16 protein-coding genes are annotated in these 16,624 nt (G+C 63.6%); 12 read left to right on the top strand and 4 right to left on the bottom strand.

Annotation, left to right across the window (positions count from 1 at the left end; genetic code table 11):
• Positions 1-10 precede the first annotated feature (10 nt).
• The 4 genes from ACS7SF_RS01125 (at position 11) to ACS7SF_RS01110 (ending at position 4,569) form a co-directional block, all read left to right on the top strand.
• The gene (locus ACS7SF_RS01125; protein ID WP_439891312.1) at positions 11-793 is read left to right on the top strand and encodes a TrmH family RNA methyltransferase; all 783 of its coding nucleotides are present in this window, start codon (positions 11-13) and stop codon (positions 791-793) included.
• Between the two features lie 143 nt (positions 794-936).
• On the top strand, positions 937-1,812 hold the full coding sequence (locus ACS7SF_RS01120; RefSeq protein ID WP_439891311.1) for a M24 family metallopeptidase: 876 nt from the start codon (positions 937-939) through the stop codon (positions 1,810-1,812).
• 17 nt (positions 1,813-1,829) lie between these two features.
• Positions 1,830-3,629: an SDR family oxidoreductase gene (locus ACS7SF_RS01115; protein WP_439891310.1), complete on the top strand. Its 1,800-nt coding sequence runs from the start codon at positions 1,830-1,832 to the stop codon at positions 3,627-3,629.
• 43 nt (positions 3,630-3,672) lie between these two features.
• A complete protein-coding gene (locus ACS7SF_RS01110; RefSeq protein ID WP_439891309.1) occupies positions 3,673-4,569 on the top strand; it encodes a metal-dependent hydrolase in 897 nt (298 codons plus the stop codon).
• A gap of 62 nt (positions 4,570-4,631) precedes the next feature.
• On the opposite strand, the gene ppsR is transcribed toward ACS7SF_RS01110, so the two are convergent.
• The gene (gene ppsR, locus ACS7SF_RS01105) at positions 4,632-5,483 is read right to left on the bottom strand and encodes a posphoenolpyruvate synthetase regulatory kinase/phosphorylase PpsR (RefSeq protein WP_439891308.1); all 852 of its coding nucleotides are present in this window, start codon (positions 5,481-5,483) and stop codon (positions 4,632-4,634) included.
• A gap of 229 nt (positions 5,484-5,712) precedes the next feature.
• On the opposite strand from ppsR, the gene ppsA reads away from it, so the two are divergent.
• The 3 genes from ppsA (at position 5,713) to ACS7SF_RS01090 (ending at position 9,653) form a co-directional block, all read left to right on the top strand.
• Positions 5,713-8,100: a phosphoenolpyruvate synthase gene (ppsA, locus tag ACS7SF_RS01100; RefSeq protein ID WP_439891307.1), complete on the top strand. Its 2,388-nt coding sequence runs from the start codon at positions 5,713-5,715 to the stop codon at positions 8,098-8,100.
• 161 nt (positions 8,101-8,261) lie between these two features.
• The gene (locus ACS7SF_RS01095; protein WP_439891306.1) at positions 8,262-8,687 is read left to right on the top strand and encodes an NfeD family protein; all 426 of its coding nucleotides are present in this window, start codon (positions 8,262-8,264) and stop codon (positions 8,685-8,687) included.
• Between the two features lie 39 nt (positions 8,688-8,726).
• The gene (locus ACS7SF_RS01090; RefSeq protein ID WP_439891305.1) at positions 8,727-9,653 is read left to right on the top strand and encodes an SPFH domain-containing protein; all 927 of its coding nucleotides are present in this window, start codon (positions 8,727-8,729) and stop codon (positions 9,651-9,653) included.
• A gap of 19 nt (positions 9,654-9,672) precedes the next feature.
• Here the strand turns inward: ACS7SF_RS01090 and smpB are convergent, their stop codons facing one another.
• Positions 9,673-10,119, bottom strand: a complete 447-nt coding sequence (gene smpB, locus ACS7SF_RS01085; RefSeq protein WP_439891304.1) for an SsrA-binding protein SmpB — start codon at positions 10,117-10,119, stop codon at positions 9,673-9,675.
• Positions 10,120-10,244: 125 nt separating this feature from the next.
• Between smpB and ACS7SF_RS01080 the strand changes: the two genes are divergently transcribed.
• On the top strand, positions 10,245-10,682 hold the full coding sequence (locus tag ACS7SF_RS01080; RefSeq protein WP_439891303.1) for a type II toxin-antitoxin system RatA family toxin: 438 nt from the start codon (positions 10,245-10,247) through the stop codon (positions 10,680-10,682).
• Complete coding sequence (locus ACS7SF_RS01075; RefSeq protein ID WP_439891302.1) at positions 10,669-11,025, top strand: RnfH family protein; 357 nt, start codon at positions 10,669-10,671, stop codon at positions 11,023-11,025. Before ACS7SF_RS01080 ends, ACS7SF_RS01075 begins: the two co-directional genes overlap by 14 nt.
• Positions 11,026-11,032: 7 nt before the next feature.
• On the opposite strand, the gene ACS7SF_RS01070 is transcribed toward ACS7SF_RS01075, so the two are convergent.
• Positions 11,033-11,566, bottom strand: a complete 534-nt coding sequence (locus ACS7SF_RS01070) for a DUF4124 domain-containing protein (RefSeq protein WP_439891301.1) — start codon at positions 11,564-11,566, stop codon at positions 11,033-11,035.
• Between the two features lie 153 nt (positions 11,567-11,719).
• The gene (locus ACS7SF_RS01065) at positions 11,720-12,664 is read right to left on the bottom strand and encodes a DMT family transporter (protein WP_439891300.1); all 945 of its coding nucleotides are present in this window, start codon (positions 12,662-12,664) and stop codon (positions 11,720-11,722) included.
• Between the two features lie 154 nt (positions 12,665-12,818).
• Here ACS7SF_RS01065 and guaB point away from each other — a divergent pair, with 154 nt between their 5' ends.
• The 3 genes from guaB to guaA all read left to right on the top strand — a co-directional run bounded on the left by guaB (position 12,819) and on the right by guaA (position 16,577).
• Entirely contained in the window at positions 12,819-14,282 is a 1,464-nt protein-coding gene (gene guaB / locus ACS7SF_RS01060) for an IMP dehydrogenase (protein ID WP_439891299.1), read from the top strand.
• A gap of 122 nt (positions 14,283-14,404) precedes the next feature.
• Positions 14,405-14,983, top strand: coding sequence for a hypothetical protein (locus ACS7SF_RS01055; RefSeq protein WP_439891298.1), 579 nt, complete (start codon positions 14,405-14,407; stop codon positions 14,981-14,983).
• On the top strand, positions 14,958-16,577 hold the full coding sequence (guaA, locus tag ACS7SF_RS01050; RefSeq protein ID WP_439891297.1) for a glutamine-hydrolyzing GMP synthase: 1,620 nt from the start codon (positions 14,958-14,960) through the stop codon (positions 16,575-16,577). The genes ACS7SF_RS01055 and guaA overlap by 26 nt, the downstream gene beginning before the upstream one ends.
• The last annotated feature ends 47 nt before the right edge of the window (positions 16,578-16,624 follow it).

The raw sequence follows: 16,624 nt of genomic DNA, 5'->3' as shown, positions 1-16,624 counted from the left end.
GGACCGTTTCGTGAAGCACATCACCTCCCGCGACAACGCGGTGTTCAAGCATCTCAAGGCGCTGTCGGGCTCGACGCAGCATCGGCGGCGCGCGGGGCAATCCGTGCTCGACGGCGTCCATCTGGTTGCGGCGTATTTGGATGCAGGGCATACACCCACTCAGGTGCTGGTTTCCGAGCGTCATGTCTCGCATCCGGAGGTGGCGCCGCTACTTAAACGCGTCGATCCGCAAACCGTGGTCCTGCTGGCCGACAGCCTGTTTGGGCAGCTCACGACGGTCGTCAACGGCATCGATCTGATGACCGTGATCGATACCCCGGAAGGCCATCTGCCGAAGGTGATCGAGTCGGACTGCGTGATCCTCGACGGCATTCAGGACGCCGGCAATGTCGGCTCCATCCTGCGCTGCGCGGCGGCGGCGGGTGTGCGCGATGTATTCATGACGGCGGGTTGCGCATTCGCGTGGTCGGCCAAGACACTGCGTGCGGCGATGGGGGCGCATTTCCATCTCAATATCGTCGAGCACTGCACCTTCGAGAGCGTCCAGCCGCGCCTGCAGGTGCCGCTGTTGGCGACGTCTTCACACGCGGAGCAGGCGGTGTTTGATGTGCCGCTTAAGACGCCTGTGGGTTGGGTCTTCGGCAACGAGGGCGCCGGCGTGTCGGACGCGTGGCTTTCCGCCGTGACTACGCCCGTCGTTATTCCGCAGCCGGGCGGCATGGAATCGCTCAACGTGGCTGCCGCGGCTGCCATCTGCCTGTTCGAGGCCGTGCGCCAGCGTCGCGCAGACTGATTTCTCCCTTTTTTCGTCGACTACGCGTCACATGGCGTTTTCAAACGCCAGAAACATCCCGCATTGACTTTGACATTAAGTAATGGAACATTGAGATTGGTGCCATTGAGCACCCCTCGATAACCAAACTCAAGGAGACCGCCATGCCGAACCCCACGCTGGCGCACGTCAACGTCGACGAACTCGCGCAGTTTCGCGAAATCCAGCAGCTCGCCTACCAGTGCGTCGAGGCGGTCGGTGCAATGTTGCGACCCGGCATGACGGAGAAAGACGCAGCCAAGCTGCTCACGGAATGGCTGGGCGACCGCGGCGTCCATGACTGGCTGCACAAGCCGTTCGCCTGGTTTGGCGATCGCACGGCGTTCCAGGGCTTTTCCGGGCTGACGCACATGGCAGGCTTCAATCTGGCGTTCTTCCCGTCGTCGCGGCGGCTGGAAGAGAACATGCCGGTCATCCTCGATGTGGCGCCGGTGCGCAATGGCGTGATCGCGGATGTGGGCTACGCGATGTGCCTTGGCGAAAACGCCATCCTCGAACAACTGCTGGATGATCTCATGGCGCACCGCGAGCTGATCGTGCGGCTGATCCGCGAGCGCCGCCCGATGGCCGAAGTGGCGCGGGCAGTGGATCAACTCTGCATGAAGCAGGGCGTGGAGCCGCGTCACAAGGCATATCCGTTCAAGGTGCTGGCGCATCGCGTCGCAAAGCTGGAGAGCCCGTCCAAGCCTCGTTTCGTGGCGCGCTTTGGGCTGAATGCCACGCGCAATCTGATCCTTGACCAAGTGCGCAGCGGTAAGCAGGAGGGCTGGTCGCCGCTGTGGTCGATCGATCGCCGCTCCGAGCACGCACCGATGCCGGGCCTGTGGGCCGTCGAGCCGCATCTGGGCTTTCACGGCGTGGGCGCGAAGTTTGAAGAGTTGCTCGTCATCACGGAAGACCACGCCTACTGGCTCGACGACGACCTGCCGCACGTGCGCCGCTGGCAGCAACGACAGCTCGCGCAGCAACGTGCTGCCTGACGTGCGAGGAGGCTCAGATGAAGACGCTTCTCGAAGAGGCGCCGCTTGCGCTGTTCGAACCGGCCGCCGGGTTTCCACGCGCCGATCGCACGGTGCAATCCGGCAGCGTGACGCTTGCCGTCAAAACGTGGGGTGACCCTGCGCGCCCGACTGTCGTACTTGTCCACGGCTATCCCGACAACAGCGAGGTCTGGCACGACATGGCGCCGCTGCTTGCGCGCGACTACTACGTCATCGCCTATGACGTGCGGGGCGCAGGGCAGTCGAGCGCGCCGAAGGGGTCTCGCCATTACACCTTTGCCAAGCTGACCGATGACTTCATCGCTGTCATCGATGCGCTGAGCCCAAGCAAGCCTGTCCACCTGATCGCGCATGACTGGGGTTCGATCCAGTCGTGGGAATTCGTGACGGAGGAACGCCTGCGCGGGCGTGTTGCGTCGTACACGTCGTGCTCGGGGCCGTGTCTGGACCACGTGGGCCACTGGATGCGCCAGCGCCTGCTGCGGCCGACGCCGGCGTCGCTGGGCAAGATGCTGGGGCAACTCGTGCGCTCGTGGTACGTGCTGCTGTTCCATCTGCCGATCGTGCCGGAGTTGAGCTGGCGCTTGTGGCTGGGGCGCGCGTGGCCGCGCGTGCTGCGTCGCGTGGAAAAGACCACCATCGCGCCGCGTGTCACGCAGACGGCGGATGGTGTGCATGGAGTTTCGCTGTATCGCGCCAACTTCATCCGCAGCCTGTTCACGCCGCGCAAGCGTATGGCGCAAGCGCCGGTACAGGTGATCGTGCCCACGCTGGATAAGTACGTGAGTCCCGCGTTGTCGGAAGACCTGTCGCCCTGGGTGTCGCAGTATTGGCGTCGCGAAGTTGTGGCGCGGCACTGGCTGCCCGTGACCCATGCCGAGCGCATGGCTGACATGGCACGCGAGCTGATCGAGCATGCCGAGGGCAAGCCGGAGTCCGAAGCACTACAACGCGCGCGTCAACATGGTGACCGCAAACCGCTGTCCGGCAAGCTGGCCGTCGTCACGGGGGCAGGCAGCGGCATTGGTCGTTGCGCGGCGCTGGAATTCGCGGAGCAGGGCGCAGCCATCGTCGCGGTCGATATTCGCGCCGAAGACGCCGAACGCACCGCCGCGCTCATCCGCCTCACGGGCGGCAAGGCGTGGGCGCGTACCGTCGACGTTGGTAGCGCGGAGCAGATGGAAGCGCTGGTCGACTGGGTCGGCAAGGACCTCGGCGGCGCGGACATCGTCGTCAACAACGCGGGCATCGGCATGGCCGGCGGCATTGTCGCTACCTCCGAGCGCGATTGGCAGCGCATCCTGCATGTGAACGTGTGGGGCGTGATCCATGGCGCACGACTATTCGCCAAGCAGATGGTGGCGCGCGGGCAGGGCGGACACATCCTGAATACCGCATCGGCGGCGGCATTTGCTCCGTCGCGCGATCTGGTGGCCTATGCGACGACGAAGGCAGCGGTGTTGATGCTGTCCGAATGCATGCGCGGCGAGCTGGCCGGGCAGGGCATCGGCGTGTCGGCCATCTGCCCCGGTTTTGCCGAGACGGGAATCATGGCGTCCACCGTGTACGCCGGTACGACGGAGGCGCAACAGGCCCAGCTGCGTCAGCGCGCCACGAAGCTGTATCAGCTGCGCGGTCTCAAGCCCGAGACGGTCGCCAAGGCCATGCTACGGGCGGTGCTGCACAACAAGCCCGTCGTCACGATCGGCATCGAGGCGCATTCGTCGCGCTTCATCTCGCGCTATGCGCCGTGGCTCAGCCGGCTGATCGCCCGCGTGAGCATGGCCGGGCATTGAACCCGCTGCCGCCCCGCGCACACAAGAACAACAGGAGACCACCATGACCGCGCCCGACTACTTCATCAAGGCCCGCCACGTCCGCTTCGATTGGAAGAACACGCCTATCCAGTGGATTCCCGGCGATCCGTCCAGTACGCACATCATCAACATCCTGAACCTGCTGTTTCCAGCAGGCGAGCTGTGGTTCTGCCGCGTCTACAACAAGGCGCTGCCACTGATTACCGATGCGAAGCTGCGCGCTGACGCCGAAGGTTTTCTGCGCCAGGAGGCCGTGCATTCGCGCTCGCACGGCGGCGTGCTTACGCACTACTACAAAGACCACGGCATCGACACCGCGCCCTTTACGAAGCGGCTGGATTGGCTGTTCTCCAAGGTGCTCGGCGAACAGCCGCTCGGCTTGAGGATCGGCCACACCCGGTTCTGGCTGCGCCAGCAACTCGGCATCATCGCCGCGCTGGAGCACTTCTTTGGCTATCTTGGCAACTGGGTGCTCAATGCCAAGGGCCTGGATGCTGCCAAGGCCGATCCCGTCATGCTGGACTTGCTGCGCTGGCACGGCGCCGAAGAGGTCGAGCACCGCACCGTGGCCTTCGACATCTTCCGCCACATGGGCGGCACCTATGCCGAGCGGTGTTTCCACATGCTGACCACAATCCTGTTGCTGCTGTACTTCCTGGTCACGGGTTTCCGCTTCATGTACAAGCGGGACCCGGGCGCAGGCAGGTTTCCGGGCTTTATCCGTGGTTGGTGGCACGGCTCGCGACGCAACTGCCTGCCGTCGTTCTGGAAGATGCTGGGCGCCGCGCTGCGCTATTTCCGGCCAAGCTATACGCCGCATCATGAGGGCTCGACCGAGCAGGCGCTGGCCTATCTGGAGACCTCCCCGGCAGCGCAGGCCGCGGCACACGGCGGCAACTGGGTGCGCGATCGCGCCTGACCCGGCGTCAGAAAAGCAAACGGCCGGTGCAATGCCGGCCGTTCTTGTTCCCGAGCGCGCGCTCAGTAGTTGTTGTGTTCCATCTTCACGTCCTGCAGGATCGTCGTGGCAATTTCTTCGATCGACTTGTGCGTGGAAGACAGCCACTTGATGCCCTCGCGCCGCATCATCGATTCGGCTTCGTTCACCTCGTAGCGGCAATTTTCCAGCGCGGCGTACTTGCTCCCCGGGCGACGTTCGTTGCGGATTTCGGACAGGCGCTGCGGGTCGATCGACAGGCCGAAAATCTTGCTCCGGTAGTCGTACAGCACTGACGGCAGCTTGCCGCGCTCAAAGTCGTCTGGAATCAGCGGGTAGTTCGCGCACTTCATGCCGTACTGCATGGCCAGGTAGAGGCTGGTTGGCGTCTTGCCGCTGCGCGACACCCCCACCAGAATCACATCCGCCTCGGCCAGGTTCTTGTGCGACTGGCCGTCGTCGTGCGCAAGTGAAAAGTTGATCGCTTCGATGCGGTTTTTGTACGCCTCGGTATCCGCGTTCTGGTGGAAGCGGCCGATGGCGTGGGTGGACTTAAGGTTCAGCTCCTTCTCGAGCGGCTCGATGAAGGTCTGGAACATGTCCAGGATGGTGGCCTTCGCCCGATGGACGATCTCGTTTGCCTGGGCATCCACCAACGTGGTGAAGACGATCGGCTTCACCCCTTCGGCGTGGAACGCCTCGTTGATCTTGGCCACCGCCACATGTGCTTTGTCGATCGTGTCTACAAAGGGAATCCGCACTTGGCGGAACTTCATCTCGAATTGGGCGAGGATGGAGTGGCTAAAGGTTTCTGCGGTGATCCCGGTGCCATCCGACACGATGAAAACAGTGCGGACGCCCGTGCGGTTGGCAGATGAGGCGGCGAGGTCGGTCATTGAAAACGAGGGGTTTTTCCAGCACGCCGGCAGGAAATCGTGCTGCGGCACGGTAGAATAGCGGCGATCGTTTAGCTAAGCAATTCGGGCCCGTCCGGCGCCAGACAATGTCACGACGACAGTTCTGGCGCTTTTTCGGATGGCTTAGCCAAGCGGTTCGCGCGGTCAGACGACAAGAACAATGCCCCGCGCGTATCCGACCGGTTTTTTACTTAGTTCAGAGGCTTGTATGACTAACCTGTCGCAAGACGGCGCCTATGTGCTGCCGTTCGAGCAACTGCGGATGACGGATGTTGAGGTCGTTGGCGGTAAAAATGCATCGCTGGGCGAGATGATCTCCCAGTTGGATAGCGCCGGCGTGCGCGTTCCGGGCGGTTTTGCCACCACGGCACTGGCCTTCCGTGATTTCCTCGCCCACAACAACCTGACCGAGCGTATCTCGCAGCGCCTGGCTGCCCTGGACGTTGATGACGTCAAGGCGCTGGCCGCCGCCGGCAAGGAGATTCGCGAGTGGGTCGCTACCGCACCGTTCCAGCCGCGTCTGGAGCAGGAAATTCGCGAGTCGTACGCTCGCGTGGCCGCCCGTGAAGGTGCCGAGGCTTCGTTTGCGGTGCGCTCCTCCGCCACGGCCGAAGACTTGCCGGACGCCTCGTTCGCCGGCCAGCAAGAGAGCTACCTCAACGTGCTGGGCATCGACGACGTGCTCGACAAGATCAAGCACGTGTTTGCCTCCCTGTACAACGACCGTGCGATTTCGTACCGCGTGCACAAGGGCTTTGCCCACGACGTGGTGGCCCTGTCGGCCGGCATTCAGCGCATGGTGCGCTCGGACTGCGGCGCCTCGGGCGTGATGTTCACGATCGATACCGAGTCGGGCTTCCAGGACGTCGTCTTCATCACCTCCAGCTACGGCCTGGGCGAAACGGTGGTGCAGGGCGCCGTGAACCCGGACGAGTTCTACGTCTTCAAGCCGACGCTGGCCGCCGGCAAGTACCCGATCATCCGCCGCTCGATCGGCTCCAAGCTGATCAAGATGGAATTCACCGCGCCGGGCGAAGCCGGCCGCGTGAAGACTGTCGATGTGCCGGGCGAACTGCGCAACCGCTACTCCATCAGCGACGCGGATGTGACGGAGCTGGCCAAGTACGCCGTCATCATCGAGAAGCACTACGGCCGCCCGATGGACATCGAGTGGGGCCGCGACGGCAAGGACGGCAAGATCTACATCCTGCAGGCCCGCCCGGAAACGGTGAAGAGCCAGGCACACGGCAAGGTCGAACAGCGCTTCCGCCTGAAGGGTTCGGCACCGGTGCTGACGACCGGCCGTGCCATTGGCCAGAAGATCGGCACGGGCCCGGTGCGCGTGATCAACGATCCGGCCGAGATGGAACGCGTGCAGCCCGGCGACGTGCTGGTTGCCGACATGACCGACCCGAACTGGGAGCCGGTGATGAAGCGTGCCTCGGCCATCGTCACCAACCGTGGCGGTCGTACCTGCCACGCGGCCATCATCGCGCGTGAGTTGGGCGTGCCGGCCGTGGTCGGCTGCGGCGACGCCACCGACCTGCTGAAGGACGGCACCCTGGTGACGGTCTCGTGCGCCGAAGGCGACGAAGGCAAGATCTACGACGGCCTGCTGGAAACCGAAATCACGGAAGTCCAGCGCGGCGAAATGCCGTCGATCAGCACCAAGATCATGATGAACGTCGGCAACCCGCAACTGGCGTTCGACTTCTGCCAGATCCCGAACGGCGGCGTGGGCCTGGCGCGTCTGGAATTCATCATCAACAACAACATCGGCGTCCACCCGAAGGCGATCCTCGACTACCCGCAAGTCGACAGCGACCTGAAGAAGGCCGTGGAAAGCGTGGCCCGCGGCCATGCCAGCCCGCGCGCGTTCTACGTCGACAAGCTGGCCGAGGGCATCGCCACCATCGCGGCGGCGTTCTATCCGAAGCCCGTGATCGTGCGTCTGTCGGACTTCAAGTCGAACGAGTACAAGAAGCTGATCGGCGGTTCGCGCTACGAGCCGGACGAAGAAAACCCGATGCTGGGCTTCCGTGGTGCTTCGCGCTACATCGCCGAAGACTTCGCCGAAGCCTTCGAGATGGAGTGCCGCGCCATGAAGCGCGTGCGCGACGAAATGGGGCTGACCAACGTCGAGGTCATGGTGCCGTTCGTGCGTACGCTCGGCCAGGCGGAGAAGGTGGTCGAGCTGCTGGCCAAGTACGGCCTGAAGCGCGGCGAGAACGGCCTGCGCCTGATCATGATGTGCGAAGTGCCGTCCAATGCGATTCTGGCCGAGCAGTTCCTGCAGCATTTCGACGGCTTCTCGATCGGCTCGAACGACCTGACGCAGCTCACACTGGGCCTGGACCGCGACTCCGGCATGGAGCTGCTGGCCAAGGATTTCGACGAGCGCGACCCGGCGGTCAAGTTCATGCTGCAGCGTGCCATTTCCACGGCGCTGTCGATGAACAAGTACGTCGGTATCTGCGGTCAGGGCCCGTCCGACCATCCGGACTTCGCCCAGTGGCTCGCCAAGGAAGGCATCTCGTCGATCTCGCTGAACCCGGATTCGGTGATCGCCACCTGGCAGAAGTTGGGTTCGGCCTGATGTTGCAGTAAGGTAGAAAAGGTGCGCACCGGACATGGTGCGCGCCAACAAGAACGCGAAGTGCCCGGCGGCTGTCCAACGCTGGCGGGGGCCGAGCGACATGCCCCCGCAGACGTGCAGCGTCGCGGGGGTTTTTTCTTGGTTTCAGGGAGAGGGAGAGTATGTCGGCTCAGACCGTCTGGTTCGTGCTTGCCGTGCTGCTCGTCATCGGCGAGCTGATGACGGGGACGTTCTATCTGCTGATGGTGGCAATTGGTTTGCTGGCGGGAGGTATCGCCGCGCTGATCGGTCTTGCATTCCCAGCGCAGGCCATTGTGGCCGCCATCGTTGCGGTGTTTGGCATCGTGGGTTTGCGCCGCACGCGCTACGGCCGGATCACGCGCGAAGACGCGGCACGCAATCGCAACGTCAATCTGGATATCGGTGAAGCGCTGCGCGTCGATGCGTGGTCGCCCGAGCGCCGTGCGCGCGTGCAATACCGCGGTGCCGCGTGGGATGTCGAACTCGCACCGGATGCGCCCGCTACCGGCGGAGAATTCCGCATCGTTGAAGTCCGCGGCAGTGTGCTTGTCGTCGCGCCTAAATAACCACCAACAACAACCAATACACCCAACCATGGAGGTTCTATGTTCGAGCTGGGGACTCTCGCGATCATCGTCCTGTTTGCCGCCATTGTGCTCATCGCGCAAGGCATCAAGATCGTGCCGCAACAGCACGCCTGGATTCTGGAGCGGCTGGGCAAGTACCACGCCACGCTCTCGCCGGGGCTCAATATCGTGCTGCCCTTTGTCGATCGTGTGGCCTACAAGCACGTGCTCAAGGAAATCCCGCTCGACGTGCCGAGCCAGATCTGTATCACCAAGGACAACACGCAGCTGCAGGTGGACGGCATCCTGTACTTCCAGGTGACCGACCCGATGCGGGCGTCGTATGGCTCCAGCAATTTCGTGATTGCCATCACACAACTGGCACAGACGACGCTGCGCTCGGTGGTCGGCAAGCTGGAGCTGGACAAAACGTTTGAGGAGCGCGACTTCATCAACCACAGCGTGGTCAATGCGCTGGATGAGGCGGCATCGAACTGGGGCGTGAAGGTGCTGCGCTATGAGATCAAGGATCTGACGCCGCCGAAGGAAATCCTGCACGCCATGCAGGCGCAGATCACGGCCGAACGCGAAAAGCGTGCGCTGATTGCTGCATCGGAAGGTAAGCGTCAGGAACAGATCAACCTGGCATCCGGCGCGCGTGAAGCGGCCATCCAGAAGTCGGAAGGTGAAAGGCAAGCCGCCATCAACAAGGCCCAGGGCGAGGCGGCAGCCATTCTTGCGGTGGCCGACGCCAACGCGCAGGCCATCCAGAAGATCGGTCAGGCCATTCGCACCGAAGGCGGCGTCGATGCGGTCAACCTGAAAGTGGCGGAAGAGTATGTGAGCGCGTTCGGCAACCTGGCCAAGCAGGGCAACACGCTCATCGTGCCGGGCAACATGGGTGACCTGAGCACGATGATTGCGTCAGCGTTGACGATCGTGAAGCAGCAGCGGCCGAACGCGTAACGGTACCGAGCGAGAGGGCTTACGCCTTCTCGCGCATCAGGCGCGCTTTTTCGCGTTGCCAGTCGCGGTTCTTTTCAGTCTCGCGCTTGTCGAATTGCTTCTTGCCCTTGGCGAGGCCGATTTCGCATTTCACGCGGCCGCGCGTGTAGTGCAGGTTGAGCGGGACGAGCGTGTAGCCGCGCTGCTCGACCTTGCCGATCAGCTTCTTGATCTCTTCAGCATGCAGCAGCAGTTTGCGGGTGCGCACGGGGTCGGGGTGGACGTGCGTGGAGGCCGATTGCAGCGGGCCGATGTGGGCCCCGATCAGGAACAGCTCGGCGTTACGAATGACGACGTAGCCTTCCTTGATCTGCGCACGGTTGGCCCGGATGGCCTTCACCTCCCAGCCCTCGAGAGCCATGCCCGCCTCGTAGCGCTCTTCGATGAAGTAATCGAAAAAGGCTTTCTTGTTATCGGCGATGGTCATACGTTGGAATGTGCGGTGAGCGCCCCGGGGTGATGAATCCGGCATGCGCTGCGATAAAATGGCGAGTTTAACAAATCCGCCGCGAGCCTTACGGGCAAACGGCGCGCAAAGCTTTCGGATGGCGCATGGCAGACGTTGAAAAAACCGTGTTGATTGGGCATTCGGCCGAACAGATGTTCGACCTGGTCACCAACGTCAAGGACTATCCGAACTTCCTGCCCTGGTGCGGCGGCGTGGAAATCTACGAGCAGACGGAAACGTCACTCGACGCGCGGGTGGACATCGCGTTCAAGGGCATCCACCAGTTCTTCCGCACGCGCAACGTGCAAACGCGGCCCACCCGCATCGATATGACGTTCGCCGACGGGCCTTTCAAGAGCTTCACCGGCTTCTGGATCTTCACGCCGCTGCGCGCGGACGCCTGCAAGATCAACTTCCACCTGCATTACGAGTTTTCCAGCGTGATCCTGGAAAAGCTGATTGGCCCGGTGTTCAGCATGATCGCCAACACCTTCGTCGACTCCTTCGTCAAACGCGCCGAGGCTGTCTATGGCGAATCCTGAACGGATTGACGTGATGGTGTGCCTGGCGACGGTCACGCCGCCGCGCTTGGTGAGTGTGCAACTGCCGGCCGATGCCACGGCGGCAGATGCGGTGCGCGCTGCTGGCGTGCTGGAAGGAACCGATCTGACGATCGAGACGTGCCGTCTGGCTGTCTATGGCAAGCGCAAGACAGCGGATGCGCCGCTGCATGCGCGGGACCGAGTGGAGATTCTCGGTCCGCTGATTGCCGACCCGAAAACGGCGCGTCGGCGGCGCGTGCAGAAAGTGCGGGCAACCGGTACGCGTGAAGGCCAGAGGTGGCTGCGTAACGCGGCGCCGCCCAAAGACGACGTCCTCGAGTAACGCGCGCTTAGCTGCAGTTGGTGCTGAGGGCGGCTTGGTTGCGTTGGACGGCGGCGGCGCGCTGGTTGTCGTCCATGTAGGAGAGCGAGCCGTCGGGCTGTGGGGTGCCCACGCGACGGCCGTTTTGCAGGTAAGCGGTCTCATTGCGAATGCGCTGGCATTCCGCTTGTTTGCGCTGGGCTTGCTCAGCCTGTTTGGCCTCTTCCTGCTCCTTCTTGGCGCGATCCGCCAGGCGCTTGCGCAGCTCGTCGTCGGGGTTCGACGCAGCCACGCCGGAGGCCGGTTGGGCAGGCTTGGCGGCAGGGTCTGCAGCCTTGACCCCCGAGGCCGGCACGGGCAGCGCTTCATAGGCCGTCGCGGTGCGGGTGTTCGGGTTGCGGATGATCCGGTTGGCAGGCACCGACGGCGGCGGAGCGGCGTCGCTGTAGACCATGTGGCCCTTGTCGTCGCGCCACTGCCAGGCCCACTGTGCAAGCGCCGGCGGGCAGGCGAGGGCAATCAGAGTAGCGGTGGCGGGCAACAGGACGTGCAGTCGTTTCATGGAGTTCTCGTTCGATAGACTGCCGGTGGCGCGCTGGCCGACCCGACGACGGCCCCTCGACGCGCACGGAGGCTCGGTGACGTGATCGCCACGCGTTGTTCTGGACGATGGCCTGGCTCGGCCCTCGACTCGCCCCCCGGCAAGGCGCCCAGTTTATGCAGACTTGTCTTCGGCGTGCAAGCGCACCGACCAACCGACGCCCCCGATCAACAAGCCAATTGCCGCGATTTCCAGCGTGCGGGGCCAGCGGCCGTCGTACACAAAGCCGTATGCCAGCGCGAACAGCGTCTCGAACACGATCATCTGGCCCGACAGCGTGAGCGGCAGACGTCGGGAGGCGATGTTCCACAAGTTGTTGCCGATCAGCGACGCGCCCAGTGCCAAGGCGGCATTCACGGCCCAGAAGGTGGTCCATATGCGGCCACCGCTATGCCCCCATTGGGTTCCGGCCGCCAGCAACCCGATGGCCGTCAGTGCAGTCGACAACATGCCCGTCGAGATGCCGTACAGCGCGGACCATTCGTTGCCGGAAAAGTGCGGATTGCGTTGCAGGTAGCGCGCGTTGTCGACGGCGTACCACGTCCAGCTGCACAGGGCGCCGGCCGCGCAGGCGATGCCGGCAATGCGCTGCCAGATGGGGCGAGCATTGGCTGCCGTGCTGGCGACCCCGTGGCCAAACAGGTCCACGTTGATACAGACAATGCCGGCAGCGACCACCAGTAGCGGCCAGATCAGCCGGGACAGCGGTACCGCGCCATGGTCGCGCCGGCCCAGCACAGTCACGGTAATCGGCAAGATGCCAATGATCAGCGACGCGGGCGCGACGCCGGCCAATTGCACGGCAAAGGCTAGGAGGACGTAGTAAACAAGGTTGCCGGCGCAGGATTGGCGGACCAGCGCAAAACAGTCGGCGCGGGTGAGCTTGCGGGCAATGCGGGGGAGGATGGGGGCTGCGGCAAGGGCGGCGATGGCGCCGTACGCAAGATAGCGGCCGAGGGCCAGTTCCCATGGCGAGAACGCCGGCAGTGCGCGGGGCGCGATAAAGACCATGCCCCACATGGCCCCGGCCAGCAGGGCGCACAATACGCCGATTCCCATTCGAGCACTCAAGAAGCTGGCTCCGCGCGGCCACTGGCGGCGCAGGGCGTTTTTGCTACGTGCGCGAAGAAAAATTTATCGAGCATAGCACGGGTCTCTAGAACGGTGGGGCGAATTCCCGTATAATCCGATTTTGCGCCTAGAGGAAATTGCTATGCGTCTTGTCCAGAAAGCACTCACATTCGATGACGTGCTGCTCGTCCCGGCCTATTCGGCCGTCCTGCCCCGCGATACGTCCCTTCGCACCAAGCTCACCCGTTCGATCGAACTTGCCATTCCGCTCGTGTCCGCCGCCATGGATACGGTTACGGAAGCGCGGCTCGCCATCGCCATGGCGCAGCAAGGTGGCATCGGTATCGTCCACAAGAACCTGAAGCCGGAAGAACAGGCGCGCGAAGTCGCCAAGGTCAAACGGTTTGAATCGGGCGTGCTGCGCGACCCGATCACCATCGGCCCGGACATGAAGGTCCGCGATGTGATGGCGCTGTCGGCACAGCACGGCATCTCGGGTTTCCCGGTGCTGGAAGGCACGAAGGTGGTGGGCATCATCACCAACCGTGACCTTCGCTTTGAAGAAGAGTTGGACGCCCCGGTGCGCGCCAAGATGACGCCGAGCGAAAAGCTCGTCACCGTCAAGGAAGGCGCCTCGCTGGAAGAGGCCAAGCGCCTGATGAACAAGCACCGCCTGGAGCGCGTGCTGGTGGTGGGCGAGGCTTTCGAGCTGCGCGGCCTGATCACCGTGAAGGATATCCAGAAAGCCACGGAATACCCGCTGGCCTCGAAGGACGAACGCGGCTCGCTGCGCGTAGGCGCAGCGGTGGGCGTTGGCCCTGACAATGACCTGCGCATTGACCTGCTGGTCAAGGCCGGTGTGGACGTGATCGTGGTGGATACCGCGCACGGCCACAGCCAGGGCGTGCTCAGCCGCGTGCGCTGGATCAAGGACAACTATCCGCAAGTGCAGGTGATCGGCGGCAATATCGCCACCGGCGATGCGGCCAAGGCGCTGGTTGACCATGGCGCCGATGGCGTCAAGGTGGGCATCGGCCCGGGCTCGATCTGCACGACGCGAATCGTCGCTGGCGTGGGCGTGCCGCAAATCTTTGCAGTGTCGAATGTGGCCGAAGCGCTCAAGGGTACGGGCGTGCCGCTCATCGCCGACGGCGGTATCCGTTACTCGGGCGACGTGGCCAAGGCACTGGCTGCCGGCGCGCACACCGTGATGATGGGCGGCATGTTCGCCGGCACGGATGAATCTCCGGGTGAGGTGTTCCTGTTCCAGGGTCGCTCGTACAAGAGCTACCGTGGCATGGGTTCGGTGGGTGCGATGAAGGATGGCGCTGCCGACCGTTACTTCCAGGAAGACAACACCGCCAACGTCGACAAGCTCGTGCCGGAAGGCATTGAAGGGCGCGTGCCTTACAAGGGCTCTGCGCTGCCGATCGTGCATCAGCTCACGGGCGGTGTGCGCTCGTCGATGGGCTACTGCGGTTGCGCATCGATTGCCGAATGGCATGAGAAGAGCCAGTTTGTCGAGATCACCGCCGCTGGCATGAACGAATCGCACGTGCACGACGTGCAGATCACGAAGGAAGCGCCGAACTATCACCGCGACTGATCGCTTCGATCAGCGCAGACAAGATAGAAGGCAAGCAGTACAGCCGCCGGGGCGCGCGGGCGCTCCGGCCGATTCAATTCGGTGGCCGGCGCACGGGCGGCCACCCGCAACTGGGGACATTGATGAAAGCGCTTTTGCGTCTCGTTCTGTTTCTGGATGCGGCTGTCGCTCTGTGCGTCGGTCTCGTCCTGCTGGCTTCGCCGTTGACGTCGATTTTCGGTGCGCTGCAATTGCCGCAACCGGAACCCGCCATGTATGGCCAACTGCTCGGCGTCATGCTGATCGGCGTGGCCTGGCTGCTCTGGTATGCCACCGTCAATGGGCAACTGACCAGCGCGGTGGCTCAGGTCATTGGCCACGTCAACTTGGCTGTGGCGGTGCTGGTGATTGTGTGGCTGCTGTTTTTCCACTTGCCGGTGGAAGGCGCGGGCCGCATCTGGCTGCCGACGTTTGCCGCGGTGCTGGCGCTGTTCTCGGCCGTGCAGATTCCCGCCTCGCGCCGTGTGCGCACCCATGAGCGCGAGCGCGCGCAGAAGGCCAAGGACGAAGCCGTTGCCGCCCGCGAGCGAGAACGCGCCGAGAAGGCCCAGCGCAAAGAACCCGGTTACATGCCGCCGCCCGGCTACGGCCCCGGCACTGAAGTCGACACGATTGCCGATTCCATTCCTCCACAACATGCACGACAAAGTCCTCATCCTTGATTTCGGCTCGCAGGTTACGCAGCTGATCGCGCGCCGTGTGCGCGAAGCCCACGTCTACTGCGAAATCCACCCGAACGACGTGTCCGACGCCTTCGTGCGCGAGTTCGCGCCCAAGGCCGTCATCCTGTCCGGCAGCCACGCCAGCACCTACGAAGATCACCAGCTGCGTGCCCCGCAGGCCGTGTGGGACCTGGGCGTGCCGGTGCTCGGCATCTGCTACGGCATGCAGACCATGGCCGTGCAGTTGGGCGGCAAGGTGGAGTGGAGCGACCACCGCGAATTCGGTTATGCCGAGGTGCGCGCCCATGGCCACACCCGCCTGCTGAAGGACATTCAGGACTTCGCCACGCCGGAAGGCCACGGCATGCTCAAGGTCTGGATGAGCCACGGCGACAAGGTTGCCGAGCTGCCGCCGGGCTTCAAACTGCTGGCCTCCACGCCGAGCTGCCCGATCGCCGGCATGGCTGATGAGGCGCGCGGCTACTACGCCGTGCAGTTCCACCCGGAAGTCACGCATACCGTGCAAGGCCGCGCGCTGCTCGAGCGCTTTGTGCTGGAGATCGCCGGTGCCAAGCCGGACTGGGTCATGCGCGACCACATCGAGGAAGCCGTTCAGCGCATCCGCGAACAGGTGGGCGATGAGGAGGTGATCCTGGGCCTGTCGGGCGGCGTCGATTCGTCGGTGGCGGCTGCGCTGATCCACCGCGCCATTGGCGACCAGCTCACCTGCGTGTTTGTCGACCACGGCCTGCTGCGCCTGGACGAAGGCAAGATGGTGATGGACATGTTCGCGGGCCGCCTGCACGCCAAGGTTGTGCACGTGGATGCCTCCGAACAGTTCCTCGGCCACCTGGCTGGCGTGACGGACCCGGAAGCCAAGCGCAAGATCATCGGCCGCGAATTTGTCGAGGTGTTCCAGGCCGAGGCCAAGAAGCTCTCCAACGCCAAGTGGCTGGCGCAGGGCACGATCTACCCGGACGTGGTGGAATCGGGCGGCACCAAGACCAAGAAGGCCACGACCATCAAGAGCCACCACAACGTGGGTGGGCTGCCGGAAACGCTGGGTCTGAAGCTGCTTGAACCGCTGCGCGATCTGTTCAAGGATGAAGTGCGCGAGCTGGGTGTGGCACTTGGTCTGCCGCACGAGATGGTGTATCGCCATCCGTTCCCGGGCCCGGGCTTGGGCGTGCGGATTCTGGGTGAGGTCAAGCGTGAATACGCAGACCTGCTGCGTCGTGCCGATGCCATCTTCATTGAAGAACTGCGCGGCACCAAGGCAACGGCGCAAGACGCCGCTGCTGGCCTGTGCACGGAAGCCGATATCGGCAAGAGCTGGTACGACCTGACGAGCCAGGCATTTGCGGTGTTTGTACCGGTCAAGTCCGTTGGCGTGATGGGCGATGGCCGCACGTATGACTATGTGACGGCCATGCGCGCGGTGCAGACCACCGATTTCATGACCGCCCACTGGGCGCACCTGCCGTATGCGTTGCTCGGCCGCGTATCGAACCGGGTTATCAATGAAGTGCGTGGTTTGAGCCGGGTCGTGTATGACATCTCGGGCAAGCCGCCTGCGACGATTGAGTGGGAGTGATTTCACGTCCGGCACCTGCTGGCACCTGAACGCACCGCAATCCTGGA

Origin of the sequence: Ralstonia sp. 25C (genome assembly GCF_051904805.1) — a bacterium.
In the GTDB taxonomy this organism is placed as follows: domain Bacteria; phylum Pseudomonadota; class Gammaproteobacteria; order Burkholderiales; family Burkholderiaceae; genus Ralstonia.
Note: the sequence above shows the minus strand (reverse complement) of the source record. Positions and strands in the feature narration are given on the sequence as shown.